Origin of the sequence: Pseudaminobacter soli (ex Li et al. 2025) (assembly GCF_003012705.1) — a bacterium.
Lineage (GTDB): Bacteria > Pseudomonadota > Alphaproteobacteria > Rhizobiales > Rhizobiaceae > Pseudaminobacter > Pseudaminobacter soli.
The window spans coordinates 34,801-50,378 of the sequence record NZ_PXYL01000009.1 but is presented as its reverse complement, the minus strand read 5'-3'; the positions used below and the strand labels follow the sequence as shown (position 1 = coordinate 50,378).

Sequence of the window (15,578 nt, the reverse complement as noted above, 5' to 3'; positions counted from 1 at the left end):
TTTTCCAGTTCGGAGCAATCAATGAGTGATCTTGAACTCTGTTATATGCCCGCACACGAGGCGCTGCGCCGTTTCCGAAATCGTCAGCTTTCGCCGGTGGAGCTTATGGAAGCGACAATCAGTCGTGCTGAGACGGTGAAGGTGCCGGTCAACGCGCTGACCTATACCCATTTTGACGAAGCCATGGAGCGGGCGCGACGGGCCGAAGCAAAGTATGCCAGGGGCGCCAGGACCGGCGCCCTTGAAGGACTGCCCGTGGGTATCAAGGACGAAAGCGAGATCAAGGGCAAGCCGACCTCGGTGGGTTCACTAATCTATAAGGACCATATCGCCGAGAGGACCTCGACGATGAACGCACGCATCATGGCAGCCGGGGGCATCATTCATGCTCGGACCGCCACTCCGGAGTTTTGCTGCGCTGGAACCACCTGGTCTCGTCTTTGGGGCATAACGCGCAACCCATGGAACCCTGAATTCACGCCCGGCGGGTCATCGGGCGGAGCAGGAGCCTCGCTGGGATCGGGAACATCGTCCCTCGCGACCGGATCCGACATTGGCGGGTCGATCCGCATTCCGGCGGCGGCCTGCGGCGTGGTCGGCTATAAGCCGCCCTATGGCCGCAATCCCGACGATGCGCCGTTCAACCTGGACTTTTTCTGCCACACGGGCCCGATGGCGCGCACAGTCACGGACGCGATCTTGCTCCAGAACGTGATGTCCGGCCCGAGCCCACACGATATTGCGACCCTCCGGCCCAAGTTGCGCCTGCCACTCGAATACAAGCCGATCAAAGGCTGGAAGATCGCCTTTTCCATGGATCTCGGATTCTTCGAGGTTGATCCTGAAGTACAGAAGAACACGCTTGCGGCGCTGGACGTTTTCCGTTCGCTCGGCGCCACCGTGGAAGAGGTCGATCTGGGGTGGAAGCCTCACGTCCTTGAGGCGGGCCTGGCTTATCTGGACCACATTTTCGGCGGGTATCTGTCAGGTCTCTTGAAGGAGCACGGCGACAAGATGACCACTTACGCCCGGCAGATGGCTGAGCGGGGCCGCAAGTCGAAGGCATCGGATTTTGTCGCAAGCCTTGAGGTCGTTGACGACATGTATCTGACGCTAGGCCCTATCCTTGAGCGCTATGACATCTTGGTCTGCCCGACCAATGCCCTGCCTGCCGTGCCGGCCGACTTCGACCATTCCGTCGGTTCGGTCGAAATCAACGGCAAACAGGTCAACCCCATGCTCGGCTGGGCGATGACGACACCCTTCAACATGATGAGCCGCTGCCCCGTGCTTTCGGTACCCTCGGGGCGCGCTAGCAACGGCGTCCCGACCGGCATCCAAATCGTCGGGCGCACCTATTGCGACGCGGATGTATTCCGCGCAGGACTTGCCTTCGAGACCGCGCAGGGCTCCTGGTACCAGGACGCGGCGAACCGCCCAAGCCTGTAGTCGAAACGGTCAACGGCAGCAGGCCGTTGACCGTCGCCGCCCATCGGTCAATAAGAGCCAAAGGCTGCCGGACCGCCGGCAGCCTGGGAGCAGCGCATTGAAAACGGCGAAAACCTCGATCACCAAACCGAAACAGGAGAAGTCGGTCGCCGCTTCCGTGCCTATGACCAAAGCCGGCAAGACGGATCGTCGCCACCTGCGCGGTCAGGCCAGCGCGCAACGAATTATCGACACGACCATTCGACTGATCGCCGAGGAAGGGATAGCTAGCGTCACCATGCAGCGTATCGCCGACCACATCGGATCGTCCAACGCCCTCGTCGTGTTCCACTTCGGCACTAAGGAAAAGCTCTTTCGTGCAGTGCTTGAGTATCTCAACGATCAATTTGCGCGGCTCTGGCAGGAGACAGTGCTTCTGCCCGGGTTGACGGCGCCGGAGCGTATCGTTGCTGCCATTGATTGCGCGCGGCATTTCAGGCGACAGCACCCCGACTGGGTTGCTGTCTGGGTGCTATTCAGCAGCGACCGTCAAACAGTGCAACTGGATCGAATGATCAGTCTGCCCAGCGATCGCGAATACCTGGCGCAGACGCGCGATTTCCTTGCAGAAGTAGCCCGAGAAGGCGGTTATGAGGGTGTCGACATAGAAACATTGGCCGAGGGTCTCAACTACCTGGTGCAGGGTGCCTGGTATTGGGATACTTTCAACCCCGACGCCATCCGTTCCGACGCGTTGCACAAGACGGCCATGGCCCTCTTGCGTCAGGTATTTCCACGCAGCTTCCCTGCCGCCGACGGCTGATAGGCGGCTTGCGCTTCAAACGGCCACTCACCTGCGCATCTAGCCAAGGCTCACTGACCAAGTGCTTAAGGACTATGAGCAGCGGGTTTGGTATCACTCTTGCTCAGCCCCCGCCGCCCCGGTAACGGCCGAAGCGGAGCGGCCGCGCAGGGCTTCGCCCGCCCTGATGACCAAGCTTTCCAGCCCGTTGGGCAGGAATAGGATGGCACAGATGAGGATCGCCCCGTAGAGCAGCGGCCGCCACTGGTCCGCGCCGATGCCGCGCAGGATAACCTCGTCGATGATGGTCAGCGCGATGACGCCAAGTATGGGACCGTACCAGCGACTGGTGCCCCCAACGATGGTCCAGATGAGCACATAGACCATCGTATCGACGTTGAACTGGTTCGGATTGACCGTGCTGAGATAGTGCGCATAGAGCGCGCCGGCAACGCCGGCAAAGAACGAGGCAACGACGAAGGCCAGCATGCGATGGCCGAACGTGTCGATGCCAACCGATTCCGACAGCTTGTCCTGCCAGTGGATGGCGTGGAAGGTGAGGCCGATACGCGATCTCTCGATGCGGTAGAGTACCCACAGAGACACCAGCACCACCGCCAGGACGAAGTAGTAATAGTTCTCAGGCTGGTAGAAATCGACGCGCAGGAAGCCGAGATCGATCTCGGGAAAGCCGGGAATGCGCTGGATCCCCTTGGGCCCGCCGAAAGGATCGGTAAAGCGCTTCCAGATCAGGCGGATCACCTCGCCGGCGGCGAACGAGCCTATGAGGAAGTAGAAGCCCTTCATGCGAAACAGCGGAAAACTGAGCACGGTGGCGATCAACCCTGCCGTAACCGCGCCAGCGAGCATGGCCAGCGGCACCGGGAAGCCGAACAGCTTGCTGTAGAGCGCACTGCCATAGGCGCCGACGCCCATCATCACCACATGGGCGAGCGACCACTCGCCGGTGAGCGTCAGCAGGCGATAGCTGACAACCAGCAACACGTTGATGGTGAGGAAGACCAGCAGTTCCTGCTGGGAAAAGCTGACAAGATGCGGCACCGCAAGCAGCACCACCGCCAGAGCGAGGATGCCGATCCAACCGGCCCCGCTGATCGTGTTTCGTTCATGCACGTTCGCGCACTCCAAACAGGCCTTGCGGCTTGACGACGAGGACAGCCAGCATCAGCAGCAGGCCGACGATGTTTGCGATGACGCCGTCGAAGAAGGTCGTCACGAAGGTATGGACGAAGGCGTAGATGATCGCGGCTAGTACTGCCCCCTCCAGGCTGCCGATGCCGCCCACGATGATAATGATGAAGGCGGTCACGATCACCGTGTGCCCCATGTAGGGCGTCGGCGCGACCAGCGGTGCGGTCAGCGCACCGGCGACGCCTGCAAGGCCGGCTCCGATAAACATAGCATAGCGCGCCGTCTGGTTGATCGAGATGCCCTGCAGGGAGGCCGCTTCGCGGTCCTGCGCGCAGGCGCGCAGCGCCCAGCCGAACTTGCTCTTGCGCAGGAACAACCATAGCGCCAGCAGCAGCCCCACCGTCGCCAGGATGACATAGAGGCGCTCATAGGTCAGGAAGGCTCCGCCAACGGTGATGCGCCCTTGCGAGACCGGCGGAACATTCTGGTTGCGCAGGCCGAAGCCCAGCACGGCCACGGTCTGCAGCATCAGAAGGAATCCGATGGACGCAATGAGGCCGCCGAGCGGATTGGTTCGCAAGGGCCGGAATAGCGCCAGTTCCATCAGCATGCCGAGACAGCCGACGAAGACGAGGCCGATTGCCACTGCCACGATGAAGGGCAGGCCCAGCCCGGCGTAGAAGAAAACCACCGCATAGGCGCCGGCCATATAGAGCTCGCCATGGGCAAAGTTGATCACCCCCATGACACCGAAGATCAGCACCAGCCCCACGGCAATGAGGGCCATGTAGCTAGCGGCATAGGAGGCATTGAAGGCTGTTTGCAGAAGAAAGTCCGACATCGGCAGTTCCCGGTTGGTCGCGTCATGAACACCTCGCCCCAGCGAGGAAAGAGGCGGCCCGGGGGCCGCCTGGCCGTGTCAGGTGCGCTGGCTCCACATCTGGCCAAGATCGGTCATGTGCTTGATCAGCAGCGGTCCATGCTTGTCCCACCAGTCGGGAATGGAGCGGAATTCGGCGATGGTGGCCTTGCCATCGCGGATCACCACCACCGGCCAGTCGCCCACAAGCGCGTTGTCGAGGCCGAACAGGTCCTTGCCCCACCAGCGCGCCTCGCCAAATGCATGCTTGCCCTTGCCGCCCTCCTTCATGGCCTTCAACACATCGGCCGGCTCGACGCTGCCGGCGCGCTGCGCGGCATCCGCCCAAAGGTCCATGATCGAGGAATATTCCCACGACACCGCCGACCATTCCGTCGCGCCGTAGCGCTTGACATATTCGGCGTAGAAATCGTTCGGCTTCCTGAAGTTGATGCGCGGATCGTTGAGCGCTTTGTCATCGAAGTCCGGAAACTGGAAGATCACGCCTTCCATGAACTCCTTCGAGGTACGCTCGACGATGCGCTGGTAGAAATCCAGCGTGCAGGAAATGATCTGCCCTTTGTAACCCTGCTGGAACGCCTGTTCACACAGCGGATGCACATAGTCGGCGTAGCAGGTGTCGAGGCACAGAATATCCGGGTTCTTGGCCAGAAGCTGGGTCATCACCGGCGCGAAGTCGGTGGTGGCGGGGTCGAAGAACAACGGGTCGCCGAGCACCTCGATGCCGGCAGCCTCGAAGGCGGCCAGGTAGGTAGCTACAGAAGGCTTGCCGAGGGCGTCGTCCTGCGCGCAGATCACGGCGGTCTTCAGCTCCGGCCGATTGGCCGCCAGCCAGTCGACGCCGGTGACGTTGTAGATCGGATGCACCTCGCAAGGCGCGATCAGCGTCTCGGTGTTGGGGGTCAGGTCGCTCGGCAGCAGCGTCGAGACCAGCATGCCCTGCCGCGCTGCGATCTCTTCGACGCCCGGCCAGGAATTGCCGCCCAGCATCATGATGAACTTGACGTCGCTTTCGCGGATCAGCTGGGTGGCGCCGGCGCGCGCCTTGCCGGCATCGTCTTCGTCGTCATAGGAGGCGAATTCGATCCTGTGCGGCTTGCCACCGATCTCGATCCCGCCCGCCTCGTTCATCCAGTCGGCCCAGATCTTGCAGCCATCAAGACCGGGCTTACCCCAGGCGGCCACAGGCCCGGTCAGGGGCGCCAGGAAGCCGATCTTGACCACGTCCTCCTGCGCGAAGCTGGCGCGCGGAAAGCCGACAACCGGCATGAGTGCAGCGCTTGCCGCGCCGCAAAGAAGGGTTCTTCTGTTAAGCGAAATCTTGGATGCAGAAGTCATCGAGGTTCCTCCGCTCGAATTTTCGTTGTGCTGTCGGAGGGATACTGCTCCGCAGCCTGTTCCCGGTGCCGATACTTTTCTTCGTGATGGAGAAGCACAGATCGACTGCTGCGCGCTCCTTTTGGTCATCTATAGCCGACCAGAAATGCCGGCAGAAAAAGACTTCCCATTATTCCTGTGGCTGCGGCGTCGCCGCTGCATCTACAGCATCATCTCCGACGGCGACTGCGTGCACTCCTTCCCTTGCCGCCAGCAATATCACCGCGCCGAGCAGCTTCCTCGGATCACCGAGGCCAGCCGGCCGTTCCCGTTTCCAGCGCTGCGCCCGCTCCTCTGCTTTGGCCGGGCCGACCAGGACGAGCCTTCCCAGCCCGCCAATCTCGGTCTGCACCGCCGCAAGCAACTCGCGTCCCTTGACCCGCCAGCGCTCCTCGTAGGCCGGCCGATGCAGGCGCTCCATGCGCAAATGAAAAAGCGACGACCGTGCAGTGCGCGGCGCCGTCATCGTTGCGATCCAGCGCTCACATCCCGCCCACGCCCGGGCGGCCGAAGCACGGATCTGCCTCGTCATGGCGCCCTCGCCCGCCGCGTCCAGCGCAGCCGCGTGATTGCAGAGGCTGGTGGCGAGCCTCGGATCATCGTTGGCGAGCTCGGTCCGGGCCAGCCGCAACGCCCTAGCAAAACCATCGAATGCCTCGCCCGTGCGCCCGGCCGCAAGGTCGGAAACCGCCGTCGAGGTCAGGCTTTCCCATTCGAGGTCCGCCTCACTCCATCCCGCTGCAATGAGGTCCCGGAAGCTCCACGTCTCAGGCGCCAAGATAGGCCCTCCTGACATGGTCATTGGTGCGCAGGTCGGCGGCCCTGCCCTCCAAGGCGACGGTGCCGATTTCCTTCCACCAGTATCACCGGCACACCAGTGTCGGCGATATCAGCAACGATGCGGGCAATCTCTTGCACCACCACCGGCGAAAGGCCCATTGACGGCTCATCGAGAAGCAGCAACTTCGGCCCTGACATCAGCGCCCGCCCGATCGCCACCATCTGCTGCTCGCCGCCCGACAGCGTGCGCGCCCTTTGGGTACGGCGCTCCTTCAGACGCGGGAAACGACGGAACACATCTTCGAGGTCACTCTCGATCCCGTCCTTGTCCGCGCGCAGGAAGGCGCCGATGCGCAGGTTCTCCTCGACGCTGAGGTCTGGAAAGACGCGCCGACCTTCAGGCACGTGGGCGATGCCACGCCCCACGATCTGCTCGGGCGGCAGATTGTCGATGCGCTGGCCGTCGAAATGGATCTCGCCCTTCGAGGGACGGACCAGCCCGGAGATGGCGCGCAGCGTGGTGCTCTTGCCCGCGCCGTTGGCGCCGATAATGGTGACGATGCCCCCTGACGGAACCTGCAGGCTGATGCCCTTCAGGGCAGCGACCTTCTGGTAGTGGACGTGGAGATCGCGGACTTCAAGCAGCATCTTCTGCACGCCCCAGATAAGCCTCGATGACGCGCGGATCGGTGCGCACTTCCTCCGGCGCGCCTTCGGTCAGTAACTGGCCGAAATTCATCACCGTAATGCGGTCGCACAGGCCCATTACCGCCTGCATGTCGTGCTCGACCAGCATGATGGTGATGTCACGTTCGTCGCGAACGCGGCGCACGTGCTCCATCATACGGCGCGTCTCCTCCGGGTTCATGCCGGTGAATGGCTCGTCGAGCAGGATCACCACCGGGTCGGCGGCGAGCGCAACGGCCATGCCCAGCGCGCGCTGATGGCCGTGCGGAAGGCTCGAAGTCGGCTCGTCCGCCAGAGCGCCGAGATCGAACAGGTCCAGGATTTCGCGGGCCTTGCGGTCTGCAGCGCGTTCGACGGGCGCGTCCGAGCCGATGATGCGCGAGACGAAGCCAGCCCGCGCGCTGCGGTGACAGCCGACGCGAACATTGTCCATGACGCTGAACTCTTGGAACAGCGTCGTGCCCTGGAATGTGCGGATGAGCCCGCGCTGCGCAAGGCGGCTGGTCTTCAAGCCCGACACGTCCTTGCCGTCATAGAGGATCTGGCCGCTGGTGGGACTGTAATAGCCGCTAATCAGGCTGAAGGTCGTGGTCTTGCCGGCGCCGTTCGGGCCGATCAGACCGTGGATGCTGTTGCGGCGAACCGCAAAGGACAGGTTATTGACGGCGGTCAGGCCGCCGAATTTCCTGGTTAGGTTACGGACTTCCAGTATGGGTGCATCAGACAACGATCGGCCCTCCCATGGCGCCTGTCATCCTTGCGTCGAGGATGATGCCGGCGACGGCTCACGACGCCGCCGGCGGATGCTCACTGCTCGGCCAGATAGGCTTCCAGCGAGTCGTCCAGTGCCTCCAGCCAGGGCGTATGATGTTTCGGCGCCATGGTTCCGGTCATAAGCGACTTGTAGCCGTTGTTGCGGAAGCCCATGATGTCTTCGGCCTTGTGGTGCTCCCATTCCATGAAGGTCTGGTTCACCGCCTCGATGTCGAAGTCGGGATAGTCGGTCGCGTCGATCAACTCCTGGGTGTAGTCGCCCTGGAACCAGATCATCTGCCCGGCATCCTGCAACTGTTCCTCGCGATCGCGCCATCTCTGGCTGTCGGCCATCATCTCGTCCTTCGACGGCAGCGTGACGCGGCCAAGCATGACGTCGCGGGCGAACCAGGCCTGCGCGTCGAACATGTTGAAGGTGTAGAACTGGTCCTGCATGCCGATGTAGAACAGCTTCGGATTGTTCTCCCAGACGACGCCCTTGTAGAGGCTGAGCGGCCAAAGCCGATTGTCTGTCTTGAGCCGCAGATCCTCGCTCAGGAACGGGAAATGGTGCAGGTAGCCGGTGCACATGATGATGGCATCGACCTCCTTGGAGGTGCCGTCCTTGAAGTGGCAGGTCTTGTGCTCGACCCGCATCAGCAGCGGCACCTCTTCCCAATTGTCGGGCCAGTTGAAGCCCATCGGCCGGCTGCGATAGCTGTTGGTGATCGATTTGGCGCCGTACTTGTAGCACTGGGAGCCGATGTCTTCGGCCGAGTAGCTGCGCCCGATGAGCAGGATGTCCTTGTCCTTGAACTCCAGCGCATCCCTGAAGTCGTGCGAATGCAGCACGCGGCCGGCGAATCTATCGATGCCCTCGAAATGCGGCACATTCGGCGTCGAGAAATGACCCGAGGCGACGACGACATAATCGAATTCTTCGGAATAGACGACGTCCTCTGTCCGGTCGTGAACGGTGACCGTGAATTTGCCGGTGGCGTCGGAATAGGTCACCATGCGGACGGGGGTGTTGAAGCGCACCCATTTGCGCACGTCGGCTTTTTCGACACGGCCCTTGATGTAATCCCACAGCACCGCGCGCGGCGGATAAGAAGCGATCGGCCGGCCGAAATGCTCTTCAAAGGTGTAGTCGGCGAATTCAAGGCATTCCTTTGGCCCGTTGGACCAGAGGTAGCGATACATGCTGCCGTGGACGGGATCACCATGCTCGTCAGTGCCTGTACGCCAAGTATAGTTCCAGAGGCCTCCCCAGTCGGCCTGCTTTTCGAAACAGACGACCTCGGGAATTTGGGCTCCTTTGCTTGCGGCTGACTGGAAAGCCCTAAGTTGGGCGAGGCCCGATGGTCCGGCGCCGATGACTGCTACCCGCATCTTCATCCAATCCCCTCTAGAACTTTTCTTTTGCGAAATAAATTTCACTCGCAGGAGATTATTTGGTTCAGCGATGCTGTCAACAACCTATGCGACAAAACGTCATTCCGACTTTCGCCCACCGTCGCGCCTGTGCTGGTCGCTTGGTAGGTTCGAAATTGCAGGGCTTGCCTCCACGTGATTGGTAGGTATTCTTGAAATTGAACTTTCTTTACAGGCAAGAAAATCCGATCGGGAGGTCGTGATGCTGGATGCCGCCTACCCTACCGTCGTCGGGGGCCCTCCTCGTCCGAGCGTCATTCGGACTCCCGGACTGTTGGTTTTGCCGGAGGGGATGGAACGCTATCAGGTGCCTGGCGCCGGCGCCATCTTCATCAATATCGAAGCGGGTGACACTGTAACCATCCGTGATATTGAAGGCGGCCAGGCCTGCGAGCTTGTTGCGATCGATACCGCCGGCAAGTCCGACGCCAGCATCCTCGGCACCAAGGCCAATGCCGATGCCGCCGGCCTCAAGGCATTGCTTTTACAGGATAATGAAAGCCTCTGTGCCTTTCGCAAGGGGCTGGAGCGACGCAAGATCGACCTGGCCAAGGTCGAGGCCGTGCGCCTATTCGGCAGCTCCAACATACCGGGGACGGAGGAAACCTTCACCGTCGGCCGCGAGGGCAGCCTGGTAGTGGCCGCGCCCGGCGGGCCGATGGCGGTCGACAGCCACGATACCGCCACGCCGCTGCTAGTGCTCGTGCAGCGCGCTCGCATTCGGCCGACAAGCAAGTCCGAGCTGCCGGAACCGCTTGCCGATCCGGTGCTGGACCTGCGCGTGAAATCGGCGACCGCCCGCTCCTATTTCGTCAAGGCCGGCGACTTTATCCAGATCATCGACGTCGACGGCCGCCAATGCACCGACTTCCAGTGCTTTTCGGCGCGCAAGCTCGACAAGGGCAAGGACCACCCGCTCGACGTGACCACAACCCGCACGTTGATGGGTACGAGCTATCCAATGCCTGGCCTGCACTCGAAGTACTACGACCAGGATTTCGAGCCACTTGTCGAGGTGGTGCAGGACACTTGCGGCCGCCACGACGCATTCGCGCTTGCCTGCGCGGCCAAATACTACGACGACATCGGATATCCCGGTCACATCAACTGCTCGGAGAATTTCAACAACGCGCTTGCCGACACGGGCGTCAACCCGCGAGCCGGTTGGATGGCGATCAACTTCTTCTTCAACACCGGCATTGACGCCCATGGCGTGATGTTTTCCGACGAACCATGGACGCGGCCCGGCGATTACGTGCTGCTACGCGCCCTGACCGACATTGTCTGTGTCTCGTCAGCCTGCCCCGACGACACTTCGCCGGCCAATGGCTGGAACCCTACCGACATCCACGTAAGGACCTATTCAGGCGAGCAGAAATTCTCCCGCGCCATTGCCACACGAACGACCCCGGATGCCGAGCCCAAGATGACCCGCGAAACCGCCTTTCATTCCAGCTTCGCCAAGCACACCCGCGACTTCGTCGAATATCGCGGCTACTGGCTGGCCAACTCCTTCGCCAAGGACGGCCTGCTCGAAGAATACTGGGCCTGCCGCGAGAAAGCGGTGGTCATGGACCTGTCGCCGCTTCGCAAGTTCGAAATCACCGGTCCGGATTCAGAGGCGCTGCTGCAATACACACTGACCCGCGACATCAAGAAGCTCGGCGTCGGCCAGGTCGTCTACACCGCGATGTGCTACGAGCACGGCGGCATGATCGACGACGGCACGCTGCTGCGCCTGGGCAAGGACAATTTCCGCTGGGTTGGGGGGGATGACTACAGCGGCATCTGGCTGCGCGAGGTCGCCGAAAAGCTCGACCTGAAGGTACTGGTGCGCTCGTCGACCGACCAGATGCACAACATCGCAGTGCAGGGGCCAAGGAGCCGCGACATCCTCAAGGAAGTCATCTGGACCTCGCCGGCCCAACCCTCCATCGCAGAGCTTGAATGGTTCCGTTTTGCGGTCGCGCGCATTGGTGACGCGCAGGGCGCGCCGGTCGTAATATCGCGCACCGGCTACACTGGCGAGCTCGGCTACGAGATCTGGTGTCATCCGCGCGATGCCGAGAAGGTGTTCGATGCCGTTTGGGCAGCTGGCCAGCCGCATGGCCTGAAACCGATGGGCCTGCAGGCGCTGGACATGGTGCGCATCGAGGCGGGACTTATTTTTGCCGGCTATGATTTCTCCGACCAGACCGACCCATTCGAGGCCGGCATCGGTTTCACCGTGCCACTGAAGACAAAGACCGACGACTTCATCGGCCGCGACGCCCTGATCCGGCGGAAGGAGCATCCATCGTGCAAGCTGGTCGGGCTCGATATCGATGCCAACGTCGCCGTCGGCCATGGCGACTGCGTGCATGTCGGCCGCGCCCAGATCGGCGAGATCACCTCATCGATGCGCTCGCCGGTGCTCGGCAAGAACATCGCACTTGCGCGACTCGACGTCACCCATGCCGACATTGGCACCGAAGTGGAGATCGGCAAGCTCGATGGGCAACAGAAGCGGCTGCCCGCCCGCGTTGTGCCCTTCGCCCATTACGATCCACAGAAGACACGACCACGTTCCTGACGTGCTGGTATAAATGGCAGGGCCGGCTTTGCCCTCGAATAACGCTCGTGATCGGCAAGTCGTCCTCGGTTGTTTGGGCAAGGCGGCTCCTAGTGGTTTAGGACAACTTGGTTCCTCCCCCGCAACCCCGAATCGCTCGGTCCTGCCTGACTTTATGCGCCGGGTGAAAACGCTGCTTGGCTATGCCACTCGCCAGCGGATTGAAGCGACGCGTCTGGTGCCGCGCCCGTTAGCATCTTCCTCCTCGAGATGATTGCCGAAGCGCTTGCGCTTCGACGCTCCTGATCGGCTAAACTAGCGGTCTGCAGTGTCCAACCTTTGAGACCGCAGAGCCTACTAGCGCAGCTTGGTCTCTTCGGCGGCAACATAGCCGCCGTCTTCTCCAGAGAACGAGTCCGCAACTCGCAATCAATAAAGAGCTTGACGCAACGGCACTCTGTGCCATTCTTTACTGCCGGGAATAAAATAAGACTGTGTGGAAAAGACGGCTTCGACCTTCGCAAAGCGGGCAACCGACAGCAACGGCACGGTCACAGGGGACACATTAATCGAAAAATGGGGGAACTTCCGAGATGAGTTCTACAGTCAGCGGGATAGCGCCCGCATCCGAAGGACAATTGCACCGCACCATCGACTGGCGCGGCGCCTTTTGGGTTGCCAGCGGCGTGCCCGCTCTTGTTCTATTTTCGATCGGCGGCATCGCCGGAACCACCGGCACGCTAGCCTTCGTGATCTGGATGACCTCCGTCACGCTCGGCCTGATCCAGTCCTTTACCTATGCAGAGATCGCCGGTCTCTTCCCCAGCAAGTCGGGCGGTGCCTCGGTCTATGGTGCCACCGCTTGGCTGCGCTACTCGAAGTTCATCGCGCCGCTGTCGGTCTGGTGCAACTGGCTAGCCTGGACACCGGTTCTGTCGCTCGGCTGCTCCATCGCGGCGGCCTACATTCTCAACGCCCTTGTACCGATCCCCGGCTTCTCCGACGCTTCGCCTGAAGTCGTCGCCTGGCTGGCAGACCCGGCCCATGCAGGCAAGACGGCAGCCGATGCCGTCGCGGCGCTTACTGCGGCGGCCACGCCAGCCATCCGTGAATGGACACTCTACAGCGGCACGCTCGGACCGGTCAGCTTCTCGCTCAACTCAGTGTTCTGGATCGGCGTCGTCCTGATGCTGGTAACCTTCTCGATCCAGCATCGCGGCATTCTCGGCACCGCCAATGTGCAGAAGTATGTCGGCCTGATAGTCATTGTGCCGATGCTCATCGTGGGCATCGTGCCTATCATCACCGGCCAGATCAACTGGGACAACTACACGCCCTTCGTGCCTCTGGCCGAGGCCTATGCGGCAGAGCCGGGCAGCTGGAACATCTCCGGCTGGACTCTGGTGTTCGGCGGCCTGTTCATCGCCGCCTGGTCGGCCTACGCTTTCGAGACGTCGATCTGCTTCACCAGCGAATTCCGCAACCCCGGCCGCGACACGGTGCGGGCGATCCTCTATTCGGGCCTGTTGTGCCTGCTCCTCTATACGCTGGTACCATTCACCTTCCAGGGTGTGCTCGGCATCAACGGCATGCTTGCCGACCCGATTGTTGACGGCTCCGGCGTGGGCGAGGCGATGGCACGCATGGTGGGTGGCTCCGGCTTCATCACCGCCATCATGATGATGCTGATGATCTGCGCGCTGATGCTGGCGATCATGACCGCAATGGCCGGTTCGTCGCGCACCCTCTACCAGGGCGGCGTCGACGGCTGGTTGCCGCGTTATCTCGCCCATGTGAACGGTCATGGCGCACCGACTTCTGCGATGTGGACCGATTTAGTCTTTAACCTGTTCCTGCTGGCGATCGCCGCCGCCGATGCCACCAGCTATTTCTTCATCCTGGCGGTGTCGAACTGCGGCTACATCATCTTCAACTTCCTGAACCTCAATTCGGGTTGGATCCACCGAATCGACAACGGCCATATCCACCGACCGTGGAAGGCGCCGACTTTTTTGATCGCTATCGGCGGCATGCTTTCCTACGTCAACGCCATGTTCATGGGAGCCGGCGCCAAGGTGTGGAACCCATGGGCGCTTTGGGCCGGCCTCATCGCCGCTTCGCTGATCATCCCGGTGTTCTGCTATCGCCACTACATCCAGGACCGTGGCAAATTCCCGGAGAACATGCTGGACGACCTTGGTATCAGGCAGGAAGACCTTAAGAACCGCAAAGCCGGCATGCTGCCTTACCTGACACTAGCAGCAGGCCTAACTGTCGTCCTTGTCGCCAACTGGTTCTTCGTGATCTGACATTTGTAGGTCGCTACAAGATGAAGGCCGGCTCACGTCGGCCTTCATTCGTCTATGGCACTTGGAGCCCTCGCTCGTGTCCCGCGCTTTATCCGTGTTCCCTCTGCCGACCCTATCCTTTTGAAATCCTTAGGCCGCATTGATTTTGCCTAACAATAATATTTTTTGCATTACAGTATTGCGCGTTTGGAATTTTGCGTCAGTATCACTACCGATCCACTTCGCGGCGTTTTGCCCTCCAGGTGAAACGAGAAAGAACATTTTTGAAATGGGAGGATGGAGTAGATGACGGTATCCTGGAGATTCTCGACTTTGGCGGATCGCCATCGCGCCCTCGGTTCCAAGCTGGAAGATTGGAGCGGCATGGGCACCGCTTGGACCTATGACAAGGACGCGAACGAAGAATACGTCGCAATCCGCACAAAGGCCGGCCTGATGGACGTTTCCGGACTGAAGAAGGTCCACATCAACGGCCCCCATGCCTCCCACATCATCGACCTAGCCACCACGCGCGACGTCGAGAAAATCTATCCGGGCAAATCGGCCTATGCCTGCATGCTCAACGATGCCGGCAAGTTCACCGACGACTGCATCCTTTATCGGATGGGCCCGAACTCCTGGATGGTGGTGCACGGTTCGGGCACCGGCCACGAGGAACTGACCCGCGCCGCCATGGGCCGCGATGTCTCGATCCGCTTCGACGACAATCTGCACGACTTGTCGTTGCAGGGACCGGTGGCCGTCGACTTCCTGGCCAAGCATGTGCCGGGCATCCGCGACCTCAACTACTTCCATCACATGCAGACGCGTCTGTTCGGCTTCCCGGTGATGATCTCGCGCACCGGCTACACCGGCGAGCGCGGTTACGAGATATTCTGCCGCGGCCAGGATGCGCCCGCCGTCTGGGACGCGATCCTTGAGGATGGCGCGAACATCGGCATCATCCCCACGCGCTTCACAACGCTCGATATGCTGCGCGTGGAAAGCTACCTGCTGTTCTACCCCTACGATAACTCGCAGAAATACCCGTTTGAGAACGAAGGCCCCGGCGACACGCTGTGGGAACTCGGCCTCGACTTCACTGTCAGCCCCGGCAAGACCGGCTTCCGCGGTGCCGAGGAACACTACCGACTGAGAGGCAAAGAGCGCTTCAAGATCTTCGGGGTGCTGTTGGAAGGCGTGCAGCCGGCCGACGAAGGCGCGCCGGTCTATCGCGACGGCAAGAAGGTGGGCGTGGTCACTTGTGCGATGTATTCGCCGCTGGTCAAGAAATCGATGGGCATTGCCCGACTTGATGTCGATTGCGCGGTGCAGGGCACGCCGCTCGAAATCCACAACCAGAACGGCAAGATCAAGGCTATCGCCCACACATTGCCCTTCGACGATCCGAAGAAGCTGAAGCGCACCGCGAAGGGTTGAAGCGGG

General features: G+C 61.2%; 11 protein-coding genes and 1 pseudogene. 5 read left to right on the top strand and 7 right to left on the bottom strand.

The window, feature by feature from the left end; translation table 11 throughout:
- Positions 1 to 21 precede the first annotated feature (21 nt).
- On the top strand, positions 22 to 1,449 hold the full coding sequence (locus C7I85_RS18075; protein WP_106725407.1) for an amidase: 1,428 nt from the start codon (positions 22 to 24) through the stop codon (positions 1,447 to 1,449).
- A 97-nt stretch (positions 1,450 to 1,546) separates the two neighbouring features.
- Entirely contained in the window at positions 1,547 to 2,251 is a 705-nt protein-coding gene (locus C7I85_RS18070) for a TetR/AcrR family transcriptional regulator (protein ID WP_245444989.1), read from the top strand.
- 93 nt (positions 2,252 to 2,344) lie between these two features.
- Here C7I85_RS18070 and C7I85_RS18065 read toward each other — a convergent pair whose 3' ends face one another.
- From C7I85_RS18065 to C7I85_RS18035, 7 genes and pseudogenes are all read right to left on the bottom strand, one after another.
- Complete coding sequence (locus C7I85_RS18065; protein ID WP_210203054.1) at positions 2,345 to 3,364, bottom strand: branched-chain amino acid ABC transporter permease; 1,020 nt, start codon at positions 3,362 to 3,364, stop codon at positions 2,345 to 2,347.
- Positions 3,357 to 4,223: a branched-chain amino acid ABC transporter permease gene (locus C7I85_RS18060; RefSeq protein WP_106725406.1), complete on the bottom strand. Its 867-nt coding sequence runs from the start codon at positions 4,221 to 4,223 to the stop codon at positions 3,357 to 3,359. The genes C7I85_RS18065 and C7I85_RS18060 overlap by 8 nt, the downstream gene beginning before the upstream one ends.
- Positions 4,224 to 4,301: 78 nt before the next feature.
- Positions 4,302 to 5,600 (bottom strand): ABC transporter substrate-binding protein, encoded by a 1,299-nt coding sequence (locus C7I85_RS18055; protein WP_106725405.1) that lies wholly within the window; start codon positions 5,598 to 5,600, stop codon positions 4,302 to 4,304.
- A 169-nt stretch (positions 5,601 to 5,769) separates the two neighbouring features.
- Complete coding sequence (locus C7I85_RS18050) at positions 5,770 to 6,417, bottom strand: hypothetical protein (RefSeq protein ID WP_106725404.1); 648 nt, start codon at positions 6,415 to 6,417, stop codon at positions 5,770 to 5,772.
- Positions 6,407 to 7,064, bottom strand: a pseudogene (locus C7I85_RS18045) (ABC transporter ATP-binding protein). Before C7I85_RS18045 ends, C7I85_RS18050 begins: the two are co-directional and overlap by 11 nt.
- Positions 7,057 to 7,833 carry an ABC transporter ATP-binding protein gene (locus tag C7I85_RS18040; RefSeq protein WP_106725403.1) on the bottom strand — a complete coding sequence of 259 codons (777 nt, stop codon included), beginning with the start codon at positions 7,831 to 7,833 and terminating at the stop codon, positions 7,057 to 7,059. The pseudogene C7I85_RS18045 and the gene C7I85_RS18040 overlap by 8 nt, the downstream one beginning before the upstream one ends.
- Before the next feature lie 80 nt (positions 7,834 to 7,913).
- Complete coding sequence (locus tag C7I85_RS18035; protein ID WP_106725402.1) at positions 7,914 to 9,257, bottom strand: NAD(P)-binding domain-containing protein; 1,344 nt, start codon at positions 9,255 to 9,257, stop codon at positions 7,914 to 7,916.
- Between the two features lie 238 nt (positions 9,258 to 9,495).
- Between C7I85_RS18035 and C7I85_RS18030 the strand changes: the two genes are divergently transcribed.
- The 3 genes from C7I85_RS18030 (at position 9,496) to C7I85_RS18020 (ending at position 15,572) form a co-directional block, all read left to right on the top strand.
- The gene (locus C7I85_RS18030) at positions 9,496 to 11,865 is read left to right on the top strand and encodes a DUF1989 domain-containing protein (protein ID WP_106725401.1); all 2,370 of its coding nucleotides are present in this window, start codon (positions 9,496 to 9,498) and stop codon (positions 11,863 to 11,865) included.
- Positions 11,866 to 12,437: 572 nt separating this feature from the next.
- Positions 12,438 to 14,153 (top strand): APC family permease, encoded by a 1,716-nt coding sequence (locus tag C7I85_RS18025; protein WP_106725400.1) that lies wholly within the window; start codon positions 12,438 to 12,440, stop codon positions 14,151 to 14,153.
- A gap of 285 nt (positions 14,154 to 14,438) precedes the next feature.
- A complete protein-coding gene (locus C7I85_RS18020; RefSeq protein WP_106725399.1) occupies positions 14,439 to 15,572 on the top strand; it encodes an aminomethyltransferase family protein in 1,134 nt (377 codons plus the stop codon).
- Positions 15,573 to 15,578 lie beyond the last annotated feature (6 nt).

What these genes read in the sequence shown, in the direction of transcription:
- C7I85_RS18060 (WP_106725406.1), bottom strand. Translation starts at nt 4,223, where the DNA reads ATGTCGGACTTTCTTCTGCAAACAGCCTTCAATGCCTCCTATGCCGCT.
- C7I85_RS18035 (WP_106725402.1), bottom strand. Translation starts at nt 9,257, where the DNA reads ATGAAGATGCGGGTAGCAGTCATCGGCGCCGGACCATCGGGCCTCGCC.
- C7I85_RS18055 (WP_106725405.1), bottom strand. Translation starts at nt 5,600, where the DNA reads ATGACTTCTGCATCCAAGATTTCGCTTAACAGAAGAACCCTTCTTTGC.
- C7I85_RS18075 (WP_106725407.1), top strand. Translation starts at nt 22, where the DNA reads ATGAGTGATCTTGAACTCTGTTATATGCCCGCACACGAGGCGCTGCGC.
- C7I85_RS18030 (WP_106725401.1), top strand. Translation starts at nt 9,496, where the DNA reads ATGCTGGATGCCGCCTACCCTACCGTCGTCGGGGGCCCTCCTCGTCCG.
- C7I85_RS18025 (WP_106725400.1), top strand. Translation starts at nt 12,438, where the DNA reads ATGAGTTCTACAGTCAGCGGGATAGCGCCCGCATCCGAAGGACAATTG.
- C7I85_RS18020 (WP_106725399.1), top strand. Translation starts at nt 14,439, where the DNA reads ATGACGGTATCCTGGAGATTCTCGACTTTGGCGGATCGCCATCGCGCC.